We start from the raw sequence: 13,936 nt of genomic DNA, 5'->3' as shown, positions 1-13,936 counted from the left end.
ACGCCGGCGGCCGGCTACGTCAGCGGCCGCGGCGGCGCGGGTCCCCTGCCGACGTCGCGTACGAGGTCCAGGCCGAGTACCCGGTCCACGTACGCGAAGGTCTCGAAGAGCGCTCCGGCCGGGGCGTCCCCCGAGTGCTCCAGGCGGTGCAGCGTGCGCAGCACCCCGGGCAGGTCGAGGTCGTCCTCCAGGCAGTCGCGAATGCTGTCGCGGGCAGGTCCCGGCATGGGCCGCGAAGGGCTGTCCGCCCAGGTGGCCACCGCGTGGCGCCAGCGCAGCAGCGTGTGATGGGCGACGGACACCGACGCGGGAGCGAGGCGCAGCGTCTCGGTGCGCGGCTCGGTCATCAGGGCGAGGCGCAGGGCCAGGGGGTCGTCGGCACTCGCCGCGACACCGTCAGCGGCGTGGGCGTCGGCGACACAGAGCCGGATGACGTCCCCGTGCGCCTCGTCCGGTGCTGCCTCGCTCCGGCTCAGACGGACGGCGAACGGCCCGCCCAGCTCGCCCTCCACGCCCCGCTCGTCGCCGTGGGCGGCGGCCGGGTGCATGCCGAGTTCGGCGGCCCGCGCCTGGAGCGCCGCGCGTCGCTCGTCGGCCCCGTCCGGGCAGATCAACCCCGTGTACGCGATGGTTCCCGACAGTTCCAGTACGCGGGTCAGGACGTCGGCGACGAGCATCGCCCGTACGTCGGAAAGCGCCTCGCCGCCCTCGGGAAGGGCCACCGGCACGCCGATGCGCACCACGCTCCGGTGCATCACCGGAGCGACAGGAAGGCCCGAACAGGCATCGACGAGGCGCAGCATGGCGCGAAGCCTATGCGCAACTCCCTCCGCCCGCCGAGACGTGCGGCCGAATCGGGACCTCGCGCGTCGCGGATCGGGGGTCCACGGCCGGCGTTCGGGCCCAACTGAAGGACATTCCAGGTGCGTTGGCCGGAGTGTCACTTGTGGCCGACCCCATGGCTTCTGAAACCGGTGACGGCCAGCAGGAGTACGGCCGCGGCCTGGATCCCGGCCACCACGGCGATCAGCACAGGGATCGAGATGTCGTAGAGCACCCCGGTCAGCGCTCCTCCGGCGAACGCGGCCACACCCACGACCGCGGCGAAGACGCCGTAGGCCGTCGCCCTGCGGCCCGGCGCGACGAGATCGGCCACGACCGCGCGCAGGGTGGACTCCTGCACACCGGTCGCCGCACCCCACACCAGGGCGCCGAGCACGACCGGCGCGAGCGAGTCGGTGAACGCGAGCGCGGGCACCGCCGCCGAGAGGACCGGCAGGACGATCAGCACGCGTGGCCCGACCCGGTCGTACACCCACCCGGTCGCCAGCGCGGCCAGCGCGTCGACGGCCATGGCTGCCGCGTAGAGAAGGGGGACGGCGGCGGTCGGGACGAGCCCGCGCGCGACGAGGTGGAAGGAGAGCACACCGAACGTCGCGAACCCCGTCATCGTCGCGGCGGTGAATGACGCGTACACCCAGAAGTCGCGCGGCAGTCGGGCCCCGGACAGCGGCTCCTCGCTCTCGGGTGCGACCGCTCGTTCGTAGGCCGCCGGGTCGGGGACCTGGCGCCGCAGCCGAACGAGCAGGGCCAGTACGGCGACACCGGGCACCGCCAGGACCGCGAGCGTGGGCCCGTAGTCGTCGCCCGTCAGAGCCAGCATCCCGGCCACCGTCAGCGGGCCGAGCAACGCGCCCACCTGATCCAGCGCCTCGTGCACCGCGAACCCCTTGCCGAGCCCGGTGGCCGCCGCCGCGTGCGAGAGCAGTGTGTCCTTCGCGGGTGAACGCACCGCCTTGCCGACCCGTTCGGCGATGACGAGCGCGCAGGCCGCCCACAGCACTCCGGTCGAGCCGAGCGGGGGGACACTGGCGACGGTCAGCGCGTAACCGGCGATCGCCCACCCCCAGAACCGGCCGCTGCGGTCGGCCAGCGGTCCCGAGCCCAGGCGCAGCAGGAGCGCCGCCGCCTCGCCCGCTCCCGTCACCGCGCCGACGACGGCCGCGGATGCGCCGAGCGAGGCGAGGAGCGGGCCGGTCACCGAGCGGGCGCCCTCGTAGACGAAGTCGGCGAGGAGGCTGACCACGCCGAACCAGACCACGAACCGCCAGGGCCTCATCGCTGTCGCCTCTTGGGTCATCCGGCCTCCTCCCCGCCGTCTTTCGGGTGCGTCGGCGGCGCCCCGCCCGATGATTCCGCGCCGCGTGGGGAGTCTCCCCTTCGACACCACACTCAAGAAGGTGGATCGATGACCAGCTTGCAGGACATTTTCGCGCCGCACGTCCGTGACGGCTCGCTGCCGGGGGCGGTGGCGCTGGTGGCTCGTGGTGACCGGGTCGAGGTGGAGACCGCCGGCTCGGCCGCCCTCGGTGGCGGCTCCCCGATGGCCCGGGACTCGATCTTCCGGATCGCCTCGATCACCAAGCCCATCACGGCCGCCGCGGTGATGATGCTGGTCGACGAGGGGCGGATCGCGCTGGACGACCCGGTCGACCTGTGGCTTCCCGAGATCGCGAAACCGGTCGTGGTCCGCACGCCGGACGCTCCCGTCGACGACGTGGTCCCCGCGGCCCGGCCGATCACGGTGGCCGATCTGCTGACGTTCCGCGCGGGGTGGGGCTTCCCGTCCGACTTCTCGCTGCCGGCGGTCCAGGCGCTGTTCGGGCTCCAGAAGAACGGCCTCTCCCCCCAGCTCGTCGCGCCGCCCGACGAGTGGATGGCACATCTGGCCCGTATCCCGCTGCTCAACCAGCCGGGTGAGGCATGGCTGTACAACACGTGTTCCGACATCCAGGGGGTGCTGATCTCCCGGGTGTCGGGGAGCGCGCTGCCGGACTTCCTCGCCGAGCGCGTCTTCGAGCCGCTCGGGATGACCGACACCGGATTCGAGGTACCTGCCGGCAAGCTCGACCGGTTCACCACGTCCTACCGCCCGCGCAAGGAGGGCGGCCTCCAACCGGCGGACGCGCCGGACGGACAGTGGAGCAGCCTGCCCGCGTTCCCGTCCGGCGCGGGCGGGCTCGTCTCGACCGCCGACGACTGGTACGCCTTCGCCAGGATGCTGCTCGCGGAGGGGGTCGCGGGCGGCCGGCGGCTCCTGTCGTCCGACGCGGTACGGCAGATGACGACGGATCAACTGACGGCTGCCCAGCGCGAGGCCAGCGGCCTGTTCACGGAGGGCCAGGGCTGGGGCTTCGGCGGCTCGGTCGACGTGGCACCCGTCGATCCGTGGAACGTCATGGGCCGCTACGGCTGGGTCGGCGGCACCGGCACCGCGGCGCACCTCGTCCCGTCCACGGGCGCGGTCGGCATCCTGCTCACACAGGTGGAAATGACCGGCCCGACCCCGCCCGCGCTGATGCGCGACTTCTGGCGGTACGCGGCCGCCGAGACCGCCTGACCGTCAGGCGCCCGCCTTCGGGACGACCTTCGACACGCGTCCCGCACCGCTCGGCGAGACCCTCGACCGCACCCTCGCGTGGTGCGGCGAGTGGCTCGCCGGGCAGTGACGGGCCGGGTGTTCAGTGCGCGATCGAGTCGATCAGCTCACGCGCTCCCTGGCGCAGCAGGGCCACGGCGACCGACGTGCCGAGGGTGGCGGGGTCGAGAGGGCCGGCCCACTCGTGCGCGTTGAGGACGGTCTTGCCGTCGGGGGTGAACACGCAGGCCCGCAGAGACAGATCACCGCTGCGCTCCGCCCTGGCGAACCCTGCGATGGGGCTGTTGCAGTGCCCCTGGAGTACGTGGAGGAACATGCGTTCCGCGCTCGCCTCGCGGTGGGCGTCGGGGTCACCGAGCGCCGAGATCGTGTCGATCAGATCGGTGTCGCCCTCACGGCACTGCAGAGCCAGGATCCCGGCGCCGATCGGCGGGCACATGACCTCGGCCGACAGGATCTCCGTGATCACATCCGTACGGCCGATGCGTTCGAGGCCGGCGGCGGCAAGGAGGAGCGCGTCGGCGTCGCCCGCCGCGAGCTTCTCCAGGCGCCGGTTCGCGTTGCCGCGCATCGGCACGCACTCGAGGTGCGGGTACGCGGCGGCGAGCTGGGCGATGCGGCGCACGGACGAGGTGCCGATCCGCGTGCCGGGCGGGAGTTGATCGAGCGTCAGGCCGTCCGGGTGGATGAGGGCGTCCCTGATGTCGTCCCGCTTGAGGAACGCGGCGAACACCGTTCCGGCGGGCAGGGGGCGGTCGGCGGGCACGTCCTTGACGCAGTGCACCGCGAGGTCGGCCTCACCGGCGAGCAGCGCGGCGTCGACCTCTTTGGTGAACGCCCCCTTCCCCTCGACCAGGGACAGGTCGCCCATCCACTTGTCGCCGGTCGTCTTGACGGGGACGACCGTCGTGCGGATCTCCGGGTGCAGGGCGGCCAGTTCGGCGCGTACGCGCTCCACCTGGGCCAGCGCCATGGGCGAGTCGCGGGAGACGATACGGATCAGTTCAGGGGCGGACATGGCCCCAGGATAGGGGGTCATGTCTGCCCCGCCCGCGTGACGTGTTCAGCCGGTGGGCGTGAAGTTGTCACCCGTCACCGTGACCTGGCGCCCGGCCGCTGTGTCGGTCGACGTGCTGCTCAGGCAGCTGCCGGACGCGGGGTCGGTGACGGTCGGGAGGCTTCCCGTGTATGTGTTGCCTGCCTCCGTCCCTACGGGCTTGCCGTAGGTGACGGTGACCTGCTGCGAGCAGCCCGCCGTCAGATACGGCTCGATGAACCCCTGGTCGGCGGCCTTGAACCGGCCGGACGCCACGGGGAGCCTGAAGCTGCCGATGTGCGCGACATCGGCGCCGGTCTCGGTGTTGACGACCTCACCGTTCATCAGCTGTGTCGTACCGTCGTCGCTCACCCGCGAGAGCTCGACGGCGTACATCGTGCCCTTCGTGTAGGGGAATTGGACGGCGCAGCTGACGCCCGCGCCGCCGTCGGCGCCGTACGTGCAGTGGCTGTCCGTGGTGGTGGCGTTGGCGTTGAAGGAGCTGAAGATGGCCTGGAGAGTGGGCTTTCCGTTGACGGCCGGCTTGGGCTGGAAGCCCGCGTACGGCCGGGTCCCGCTCTCCAGGGTGGTGTAGTACGCGAAGTAGATGCCGGACGCGTCGGGTGCCGACTCGAACGACATCGGCAGGGTCAGTTCGGTGACGGGCGTCGGTGCGCCCGTCGTCCAGCGGACGGTGGGCGTCGAGGCCCAGCTCTCGCCCGCCGCACCCAATGTGAGCAGTACGGCGGCTCCGGCTGCTGTGGCCAGACGTAGCGGCTTCATCGTCTCTCCTCGGACTCGGTGGTGTGCGGGCTGCGCGACAGCATGTAAGCGTTTGCTATCCACTCGCAAGAGGACTCGGAATGTTTCTGTCTTTTACTATGGCGGCGGCGATTTGACGGGTGGTAACCGCTCACATCGAAGGGGCGGGCCCGCACACCCCGCACCGGCATACGAGAGGCGAGAAGTCCGTGGACACGAGCCAGGCCCGGCACACCGACGGCGACATGACGGTCCGCAAGGGAGGGGCCGAGTTCATCGACCGCCTCGCGCCCCTGTGGCTCGCGCTGCACTCCCATCACCAGTCCGTGCAGCCCGGGTTCACCTACTTCCCCGACGGCAGCTCCTGGGAGCTGCGTCGCGACTGCTACCGGCGCTGGATCGTCGACGAGGGCTCGTTCGTCCTGCTCGCCGAACGGGACGGACAGCCCGTCGGCTACGCCTTCGTACAGATCGAGGCAGGTCCCGACGACACCTGGGTGACCGGCAACCGCATCGCGGAGCTCCAGACGCTGTCCGTCCTTCCGGCCGAGCGCGGCCATGGCATCGGCACGCTCCTGCTCGACCTGGTCGACGCCGAACTGGACCGCATGGGCGTCGCCGACCTGCTCATCGGCACACTGGCCGCGAACGCCGGGGCGCAGCGCCTCTACGAACGCCGCGGTCTGCGCCCGGTGTTGGTGCACTACGCCCGGTTCGGCGCCGACGACGCGAAGCCCGCGTAGGAACTCATCCCTCGCTCGGCCGTGCCCGCACGTGGAGCCGTTCGCCCTGGGGGCCGAACAGGGAGAGGAACTCGACGGGGTACGGACCGGCGTTGGCGAAGCCGTGCGGGGTGCGCGTGTCGAATTCGGCGGCCTCGCCGGCCGTCAGGACGAGGTCGTGCTCGCCGAGGGCCAGGTGCAGGCGGCCGGTGAGCACGTAGAGCCACTCGTAGCCCTCGTGCGTCTTCTGTTCGGGCCGCACGCCCTCGCCGAGTTCGCGCACCGGCATGATCTGTTTGTAGGCGTGCAGGCCGCCGAGGTGCCGGGTCAGCGGGATGAAGGTGTGGCCGTGGCGGGTGATGGGGCGCGGGTGGATCCGGGGGTCGCCCGTGTCGGGGGCGCCGACCAGCTCGTCGAGCGCCACGTGGTGGGCCTTGGCCAGCGGCAGCAGCAGTTCCAGCGTGGGCTTGCGCTGCCCGGACTCCAGGCGCGAGAGGGTGCTCAGCGAGATCCCGGTCTCCTCGCTCAGCTGGGCCAGGGTCGTCCCGCGCTCGTGCCGCAGGGCGCGCAGCCGCGGCCCCACGCCGGCCAGGACCGGGGTGAACTCGTCGTCGCTCATGCCTCGATTTTGCTCTTACGGCAAAGAACTTTGTCAATCGGGACAGGGCCGGCGCAGTCTCGGTGGCGAATGGAGGCAATCCCCATGAGTAATCACCTGAGCGAGCAGGCCAGCCGGCAGACGAGGCAGCAGAGGGAGCCGATGATGAGCGTTCACCCTTCGCAGGACGAGCAGCGCTACGACGTCGTGGTGATCGGCGGTGGAGCCGCCGGGCTGAGCGGGGCCCTGGCCCTGGGGCGGGCGCGCCGCTCGGTCCTCGTGATCGACGCGGGCGAGCCGCGCAACGCCCCAGCCGACGGCGTGCACAACTACCTGGGCCGCGAGGGCACACCCCCCGGCGAGCTACTGGCCACCGGCCGCGGGGAGGTGCGCCGGTACGGCGGGGAGATCGTGGCGGGCCGCGTCGCCACGGCCGAGCGCGACGGCGACGGATTCCGGATCGTGCTCGACGACGGCGGCGCGGTGCGGGCCGCCCGCCTCCTGCTCACGACGGGCCTGGTGGACGAGCTGCCGGACGTGCCCGGCCTTGCCGCACTGTGGGGCTCGGACGTCCTGCACTGCCCGTACTGCCACGGCTGGGAGGTCCGCGACCAGACGGTCGGCGTCCTCGGGACGGGACCGGCCGCGGTGCACCAGGCCCTGATGTGGCGGCAGTGGACCAAGAGCGTCACCCTCTTCCTGCACACGGCGCCCGAGCCCGGCGACGAGGAGTACGAGCAGCTCGCCGCCCGCGGCATCAGCGTGGTCGACGGCACGGTGAGCGCGCTGGAGAGCGAGAACGGCCGGCTGGCCGGGGCGCGCCTGGAGCGTGGGACGCTCGTGCCGGTCCAGGCGCTGGTGGTCGCGCCCCGGTTCACCGCGCGCGCCGGCTTCCTCGGCTCCTTGGGGCTCGAAGCGTCCGCGCAGGAGATGAACGGCATGGTGATCGGCACGCGCATCCCCGCCGACCCCACCGGTCGCACTGCTGTACCGGGCGTGTGGGCGGCGGGCAACGTCACCGAGCTCACCGAGCAGGTCATCGGCTCGGCCGCCGCGGGACTGCGTGCGGCCGCTGCCATCAACGCGGACCTGATGGCGCAGGAGACCCGGGCCGCCGTCGAAGCGCGGCGCGCCGACTTCTCCGACGTGCCAGATGCCTCCGGCCTGTCCGACTTCTCCCCGGAGGCCGAACGCCGGGTGTCCGAGCGGGTTCTCGGCACCCGGCGTCACGGCCTGTGACGCCGGAAGGCCTCCTCGGGCCACACGCCTTGAGCCGCCCCCCGGCGTAGTGCGGCGCGCGTCCCGTCGTCCATGAACCCGGCCTCGACGGCGGCCCGGTCGAGGGCCTTGAGCACGCGTGCGTCGAAGCCGAGGTCGCGGGCCAGGAGTCGGTACTCGTCGCTCAGGAGCGAGCGGGTCTGCATGGGGTTGTCGTCCCCGAGCACGACGCGACCAGGTGCGTGTGCAGGTTGATCAGCATGACGTACCCCGTTGCGGTCAGAGGGCGAGCATGCGCTCGGTCAGATGGGCCGCCACGTCGGTGTCCGTGGCGAGGACGACGCGGCAGCGGGCGCCGGGCTGGTCCGGGAAGCCTTGGTGGGCGCCGCGCAGGTCGCAGATGGTCTGGCCGCGGCCGGGGCCGTCGGTGTCGTCCACCGTCACGTGCACGCGGGGGGCGAGGCTCGCCGCGACTCCGCCGGTGGCGACGGCGGCGGCCAGCGGGTCGTGCGCGGCGCAGCACGGGCGGCCGAACGTCTGGACGTAGAAGGCGAAGTAGACGTCGAGCATCTCGCCGAGTGCGCGTGCCAGGGGACGTTCCGACTCCAGGAGCTGCTTGCGGTGCGACTCCTCGAGGGTGTGCGAGAGGGTCACGTCGAGAGGGACGAGGGTGATGTCCCACGGGGCGTCGAGGACGGCTCTGGCCGCTTCGGGGTCGTTGTGGATGTTCGCCTCGGCGACGGGAGTGACGTTCCCGGAGACGAGTCCGGCGCCGCCCATGACCGTGATGTCCTGGACCAGGGAAGGGAGTTCGGGGTCGAGCGCGAGGGCGGCCGCGATGTTGGTGAGGGGGCCGGTGGTCAGGAGCCGCAGGCGGCCGCCGTGGGCGCGGGCGAGGCGGACGATCATCTCGGGGCCACTCTCGGCCTCGGGGGCGGCCTGGGCGTCGGCCACCTCGATGTCGCCGATGCCGTTCACGCCGTGGATGTGGGGGACGCCGCCGGGGAAGGTGCCGGCGAGCGGGTCGTGTTCGCCGACGGCGACGGGTATCTCGGGCCGTCCCGCCAGTTCGAGGAGCGCGAGGGTGTTGCGGGCAGCCTGCGTCGAGTCGACGTTGCCGCTGACCGTGCCGATGCCGACGAGGGAGATCTCGGGCGAGGCCAGGAGATAGGCCAGGGCCATCGAGTCGTCGATGCCGGTGTCGCAGTCGAAGTAGAGCGGCTGCGGTGCGTTGTTCATGGGGTTCTCGACATCCTTGTGTACGTGGGGGGTCGGGCGGGGTGATGCGGTCAGGCGTGGTCGGTGCGGGGCGCCGCGATGAACAGGCTGGCCCCGAGGGCGAGCACGGTGATGGCGACCGAGATCCACAGGGCGGTGGCATAGCCGCCGGCCGTGGCGCGGGCCGCGTACGGGGCGACGATGCCGATGCCGAGGCCGGCCCCGATACCGAACGCGGCACCGTTCAGACCCGGGAGCGCCGCGGGCGCGTCCTTCGGCGAGAGGAGGACACCGAGCCCGTTGAGCGTCGTGAGGACCAGGCCGTTGTACGTGATGCCGAGGAACGCGACCGCCGCGAGGACGAGCCATTTGTCGAGCGGGAAGGCCGCGACGACGCAGAGGGCCACGATGCTGAGGACGAGGCCGACGCGCAGCGTGGTGAGCCAGCCCCGCTTGCCCGCGAGCCACCCGGCCATCGGCGCGGCCCCGAGGCCGATGAGCGCGGCCGGGGTGAGGAACAGCAGCGCGGAGTCGGTCGCGGAGAGGCCGAAGCCGGTGTCGGGGTTCTGGCTGATGATGACGACGGTGAAGTTGATGACGGCGAAGACGCCGGACAGAACGAGCACCGTAGTCGTGACGAGGGGCCACATGCGGCGGGACCTGAGGTGGGCCAGGGAGACCAGCGGGGTGGCTCGCCCGCGCTCGACGAGGCCGAACACGAGGGCGGAGACGAGGGTTCCGGCGAGGTAGCCGAGAGAGTCCGGGCTCGTCCATCCGTCGGACGAGCCGTGCGAGACGAAGTACGTGACGCAGTACAGCGCGACGGACAGTGCGCCCGCGCCCCACCAGTCCATGCGGCCCGCGGTGACCGACGGCCGGTCCTTGGGAATGAACAGCGCGACGCACACGGTCGCGAGGACACCCACGACGAGGATGACGGCGAAGATGGCGCGGAACCCGTAGCGGTCGCAGAGCGCGCCGCCGAAGAATCCGTCGACTCCGCCGACGCCGCCGTTGATGGCGGTGAGGACTCCGAGCGCGGTGCCGAAGACCTTCGCGCTCAGGCGTTCGTTGAGGATCACGTACGCGATCTGGAAGACGGCGCTCGACGCGCCCTGGAGGACCCGGCCGATGAGCAGGACCGGCAGGTTGGGCGCCAGGAAGCAGATCAGGGTGCCGACGGCCGTGACGGTGAGCACCGCGACGAGGACCTTGCGCCGTCCCACGAAGTCGCTGACGCGGCTGAGGACGACGCCGCCGATGGCACCGGCCAGGAAGAACAGCGAGGACACCTGGGCTATGTCGTCCACGCTGCCGCCGAGCCGCTCGGCCATGTCGGGCAGCGCGGGCGTGACCATGCTCGCGTTGAGCTGGAACGAGATCACGCCAAGCAGCAGTGTGGCGACCAGGCCCACGACCTGCGCGCCGCGCAGGGGCGGCGCGTCGGGCGCGGCCGAGGGGTCGGCGCTCTCTCTGTTCTGCACACCGTGAGTAACCATGTTGGACACCTTGATTTCGTAGCGTCGCCGCCCGGCTGATGTGTGATGTTATACCTCTCGGTCCGACATGCGTCCAGAGCCGTGTTTCTGGGGCTACGCTGGTCCCCCATCCAGCCAGCACGGCCTAGTGAGGTGCAGTGGTCGCGACCGTCGACAACTTCGGCGACTTCTTCGATCAGCCGCTGACGGTTCCCCTCGGGCAGCCGCGACGTGTGGCGGTCTACTCACGCCTCGCCGCCGGCATCCGCGCGCAGGTCTTCCCGCTCGGCTCGCTCCTGCCGAAGGAGAGCGACCTCGGCACCCGCCTCGGCGTCAGCCGTACGGTCGTCAGGGAGGCTCTGATGCTCCTGGAGGAGGACGGGCTCATCCACACGCGGCGCGGTGTCGGCCGTTTCGTGGCGCCCGAGTTGCCCCGCGCGGGCCTCGAACGGCTACGCCCCTTCGAAGAGGTGCTGGCCTCCCAGGGCCAGACGGTCGGCGTGGAGAACCTTCAGGCGACCATCCAGCACGCGACGGACTTCGTTGCGGGCGGCCTCAAGCTGGACCCCGATGCGAACACGTGGTTCTGGGAGACCCGGCTCACGCGCGACGGCGAGCCGGTGGCGCTCGTCCAGGAACACATCCCCGCCGGGCGCGACCTGCGCGACATCAGCCCCGTGCTCGCCGAGCGCCTGCGGGAGGACCCGCATGATCAGGGCCGCACCCTCTTCGCCGTGATGACGGACGTACTGGGCCCCGTGTTCGGCCCGGGCGAGTGCGCGATGACAGCGGGCGTCGCGGGGGCCACACGCGGACGCCTGCTGTCCCTGGCCCCCTCCGCCCCTCTGCTGATCCTCACCCAGACCGCCCAGCACGGCGGCCGGGTGGCCTATCTCGCGAAGTACCTCGTCCGCGCCGGGGAACGGCTCTCGATCAACCAGCCGCCGCAGTCGTAGGACGCCCGACGGGCCCCGCTCCGCGGGCCGCCCGGCGTGACGGGTCAGCCGCCGCCCAGCCCGCCCTGCGCGGCCACCATCGTCATACCGAGGCCGCCGACCGCCTTGCCCAGACCCGGCGCCACGGCGTCGAGACGTCCCGTCAGTTCCTCGATGCGTTCCTTGCGGGCGTGGGCGTCCGCGCGGGAGACGACCGACCGGATGCCGCCGACGGCGGCCAGGGCCACCAGTGCGGCGTCGGCGGGCGCGATCAGCGCGGCAGGCTCGGTGCCGTGCAGGAGCCCGGCCGCCGTTGCCTGGAGCGAGGTGACGGCGGACGCGTCCCTCACCGTCACCTCGCGCCGGGACCGGCCGAAGGACCGCTTCTCCTCGACGGCCAGCACCCCCTGGGCGACGAGCCGGTCCTCGACCGCGAGCAGCGTCTCCTTGCGGTCGTGCCTGATCCAGGACTTCCAGCCGCGCCGGTCGCGCGCGACATGGTCGAGCGTCAGGTCGAGGACCGGGTCCCCGGTCGGTCCCGGCCTCGCGACGGACACGTCGCCGTGGGAGGCGACGAGGTTCCCCCGGATCGCCAGCTCGGCCAGGACGGCGGCCCGCAGCAGGAACCCGGTCCTCGTACGGTCGTAGAGGTCGTGGGCGGGGGTGTCGTAGGCCGTGAGGTAGATCCGGCCGTACAGGGTCTGCGTCATGACATCGACGCTACGACGATCACGACCGGAAGTGATCCCCCCAGCGGGTGGAACGGCGCTGGGCACAACGGATGAGTGGGCCCGGCGCTCGTCCTGACGGATGAGTCACGCCACCGGGGTCACCGGCGGACGTCAGGCGCTCTCCTTGACGTAGGCCTCCAGCCGGTCGACTAGCTCCATCGGGTGGCTCAGCGCCGCCAGATGCCCGCCCGGTACCTCGTCCGGAATCATGCCGAGCCGGTCCTCCGCCACCCGGCGCTGGAAGTCGGCGGGGAAGAAGCGGTCGTCGCGGCCGGCCACCACCCGGGTCTCCACCGCCGGCCACACGTCGAGGGTGAACGGTGTGGCGAAGGCCGCCTCGGACTCGTCCTGGTTGTGCTCCGCCGACGCGTCGATCTGTGCCTGCGACAGATCGTGCAGGAAGTACGTCGCCAGGTCGGTCTCCGCGTCGGGGTCGCGGCCCTCGCGCGCGTCGTTCGCGCGGCGGGCCGCCTCCTGGCCGGTGTTGGCCCACCACTCCCCCGGTGTCTCGCCGGGCCGCGGGATCATCCCGTTGACCAGTACGAGGAGCGACACGGGCAGGCGCGGGCAGACCAGCGGCGCGGTGAACCCGCCGAGGGACTGCCCCACGACCACCAGGTCGGTCCGGTCACCGACCGCGTCGACGACTGTGTCCACGTACTCCGGAAGACCCGCCCGGGGATCGTCCCCGGGGAGGTCCACGGAGACGACGTCCCGCCCCCGGCGGCTCAGTTCGTCACTGACCCCGTGCCAGTACCAGGCCGAGCCGCCGGCTCCGGGGATCAACACGTACGTGGTCATGGCGCACCCTCCACGATGGGACCGTCCGTCGTCTGTGTGACCGTCGCCGTAACGACCGTCCTCTCTCTGACTGTCGTTCCCCGCGGAACTCACCGCATGTCGACAGGCCTCTCCTTGGACTCGAACGGGAAGCGGCGGCGGAAGTCGTCGGCCGCGTCCTCCAGGGTGCAGAAGGAGACTCCCTCGTGGGCCGAGACGTAGTCGATGAAGCGTTCCAGCATCAGCAGCACCTGGGGGCGGCCCGAGACGTCCGGGTGCAGGGTCACCGGGACGACCGCGTAGTCGAGCTCGCGGTGGACCCAGTCGAACTGGTCCTTCCAGTCCTGTTCGAGCGCGCGCGGGGACACATAGCCGTGGCTGTTGTGGGAGTGCTTGTTGAACATCATGGGCGGGAGGTCGTCCACGTACCAGTTGCCGCAGAACTCGACGAGGTCGACCTCGTGACCGTGGATGAGGGGCTTCATCCAGTCCTTCGCCTGACCGGAGTAGTCGATCTTCGTCCAGGAGTCGCCCACGCGGGCGTAGAAGGGGGTGAAGTCCCGGTAGTTCTGGGAGTGGTCGTAGGAGAAGCCGTACTTGTGGAGCAGTGCGGCGGTGGACTCGGACATCTCCCACCAGGGGGCGACGTAGCCCTTGGGCCTGCGGCCGGTGAACTGCTCGATCAGTTCGACGGACTTCGCGAGGACGTCCTCCTCCTGCTGGGGGGACATCGCGATGGGGTTCTCGTGGCTGTAGCCGTGCGCGCCGATCTCGTGGCCCGCCTCGACGACCATGCTGGTCTGCTCGGGGAACGTCTCGATCGAGTGGCCGGGGATGAACCACGACGTGCGGATGCCGTGGCGCTCGAACAGCTTGAGCAGGCGCGGGGTGCCGATCTCGCCGGCGAAGACGCCGCGCTGGATGTCGTTCGGGGAGTCCTCGCCGCCGTAACTGCCGAGCCAGCCGGCGACGGCGTCGACGTCGACTCCGAGGGCGATCTTGATGTCCTTCATGGGGGC

The 13,936-nt window shown here is 71.5% G+C and carries 15 protein-coding genes; 4 read left to right on the top strand and 11 right to left on the bottom strand.

Features of this window, described 5'->3' with window-relative positions:
• Nucleotides 1-14 precede the first annotated feature (14 nt).
• Entirely contained in the window at nucleotides 15-803 is a 789-nt protein-coding gene (locus tag OG758_RS41335; RefSeq protein WP_326714571.1) for a hypothetical protein, read from the bottom strand.
• 137 nt (nucleotides 804-940) lie between these two features.
• On the bottom strand, nucleotides 941-2,140 hold the full coding sequence (locus tag OG758_RS41330; protein ID WP_326714570.1) for an MFS transporter: 1,200 nt from the start codon (nucleotides 2,138-2,140) through the stop codon (nucleotides 941-943).
• Nucleotides 2,141-2,248: 108 nt separating this feature from the next.
• Between OG758_RS41330 and OG758_RS41325 the strand changes: the two genes are divergently transcribed.
• The gene (locus OG758_RS41325) at nucleotides 2,249-3,400 is read left to right on the top strand and encodes a serine hydrolase domain-containing protein (RefSeq protein ID WP_326714569.1); all 1,152 of its coding nucleotides are present in this window, start codon (nucleotides 2,249-2,251) and stop codon (nucleotides 3,398-3,400) included.
• 121 nt (nucleotides 3,401-3,521) lie between these two features.
• On the opposite strand, the gene hemC is transcribed toward OG758_RS41325, so the two are convergent.
• A complete protein-coding gene (gene hemC, locus OG758_RS41320; protein ID WP_326714568.1) occupies nucleotides 3,522-4,457 on the bottom strand; it encodes a hydroxymethylbilane synthase in 936 nt (311 codons plus the stop codon).
• Between the two features lie 45 nt (nucleotides 4,458-4,502).
• Nucleotides 4,503-5,258, bottom strand: coding sequence for a hypothetical protein (locus OG758_RS41315; RefSeq protein WP_326714567.1), 756 nt, complete (start codon nucleotides 5,256-5,258; stop codon nucleotides 4,503-4,505).
• 188 nt (nucleotides 5,259-5,446) lie between these two features.
• Here OG758_RS41315 and OG758_RS41310 point away from each other — a divergent pair, with 188 nt between their 5' ends.
• Nucleotides 5,447-5,980, top strand: a complete 534-nt coding sequence (locus tag OG758_RS41310; RefSeq protein WP_326714566.1) for a GNAT family N-acetyltransferase — start codon at nucleotides 5,447-5,449, stop codon at nucleotides 5,978-5,980.
• A gap of 4 nt (nucleotides 5,981-5,984) precedes the next feature.
• On the opposite strand, the gene OG758_RS41305 is transcribed toward OG758_RS41310, so the two are convergent.
• Nucleotides 5,985-6,578 carry a helix-turn-helix domain-containing protein gene (locus OG758_RS41305; protein ID WP_326714565.1) on the bottom strand — a complete coding sequence of 198 codons (594 nt, stop codon included), beginning with the start codon at nucleotides 6,576-6,578 and terminating at the stop codon, nucleotides 5,985-5,987.
• Nucleotides 6,579-6,719: 141 nt separating this feature from the next.
• On the opposite strand from OG758_RS41305, the gene OG758_RS41300 reads away from it, so the two are divergent.
• Nucleotides 6,720-7,796 carry an NAD(P)/FAD-dependent oxidoreductase gene (locus OG758_RS41300; protein WP_382747067.1) on the top strand — a complete coding sequence of 359 codons (1,077 nt, stop codon included), beginning with the start codon at nucleotides 6,720-6,722 and terminating at the stop codon, nucleotides 7,794-7,796.
• Here OG758_RS41300 and OG758_RS41295 read toward each other — a convergent pair.
• The 3 genes from OG758_RS41295 to OG758_RS41285 all read right to left on the bottom strand — a co-directional run bounded on the left by OG758_RS41295 (nucleotide 7,784) and on the right by OG758_RS41285 (nucleotide 10,492).
• Nucleotides 7,784-7,981, bottom strand: a complete 198-nt coding sequence (locus OG758_RS41295; RefSeq protein ID WP_326714564.1) for a hypothetical protein — start codon at nucleotides 7,979-7,981, stop codon at nucleotides 7,784-7,786. The genes OG758_RS41300 and OG758_RS41295 overlap by 13 nt on opposite strands.
• A 73-nt stretch (nucleotides 7,982-8,054) precedes the next feature.
• Nucleotides 8,055-9,014 carry a nucleoside hydrolase gene (locus OG758_RS41290; RefSeq protein ID WP_326714563.1) on the bottom strand — a complete coding sequence of 320 codons (960 nt, stop codon included), beginning with the start codon at nucleotides 9,012-9,014 and terminating at the stop codon, nucleotides 8,055-8,057.
• Between the two features lie 50 nt (nucleotides 9,015-9,064).
• The gene (locus tag OG758_RS41285; protein ID WP_326714562.1) at nucleotides 9,065-10,492 is read right to left on the bottom strand and encodes an MFS transporter; all 1,428 of its coding nucleotides are present in this window, start codon (nucleotides 10,490-10,492) and stop codon (nucleotides 9,065-9,067) included.
• 137 nt (nucleotides 10,493-10,629) lie between these two features.
• Between OG758_RS41285 and OG758_RS41280 the strand changes: the two genes are divergently transcribed.
• Entirely contained in the window at nucleotides 10,630-11,427 is a 798-nt protein-coding gene (locus tag OG758_RS41280) for a GntR family transcriptional regulator (protein WP_326714561.1), read from the top strand.
• 44 nt (nucleotides 11,428-11,471) lie between these two features.
• On the opposite strand, the gene OG758_RS41275 is transcribed toward OG758_RS41280, so the two are convergent.
• From OG758_RS41275 to OG758_RS41265, 3 genes are all read right to left on the bottom strand, one after another.
• Nucleotides 11,472-12,116 (bottom strand): GOLPH3/VPS74 family protein, encoded by a 645-nt coding sequence (locus OG758_RS41275; RefSeq protein WP_326714560.1) that lies wholly within the window; start codon nucleotides 12,114-12,116, stop codon nucleotides 11,472-11,474.
• A 132-nt stretch (nucleotides 12,117-12,248) separates the two neighbouring features.
• A complete protein-coding gene (locus OG758_RS41270) occupies nucleotides 12,249-12,938 on the bottom strand; it encodes an alpha/beta fold hydrolase (protein WP_326714559.1) in 690 nt (229 codons plus the stop codon).
• A gap of 89 nt (nucleotides 12,939-13,027) precedes the next feature.
• The gene (locus OG758_RS41265) at nucleotides 13,028-13,930 is read right to left on the bottom strand and encodes a polysaccharide deacetylase family protein (RefSeq protein WP_326714558.1); all 903 of its coding nucleotides are present in this window, start codon (nucleotides 13,928-13,930) and stop codon (nucleotides 13,028-13,030) included.
• Nucleotides 13,931-13,936: the final 6 nt, after the last annotated feature.

Source organism: Streptomyces sp. NBC_01474, assembly GCF_035918215.1.
GTDB classification, from domain to species: Bacteria; Actinomycetota; Actinomycetes; order Streptomycetales; family Streptomycetaceae; genus Streptomyces; species Streptomyces aureus.
The sequence above is the reverse complement of the archived record's forward strand: the minus strand, read 5'-3'. Positions and strand labels throughout refer to the sequence as shown.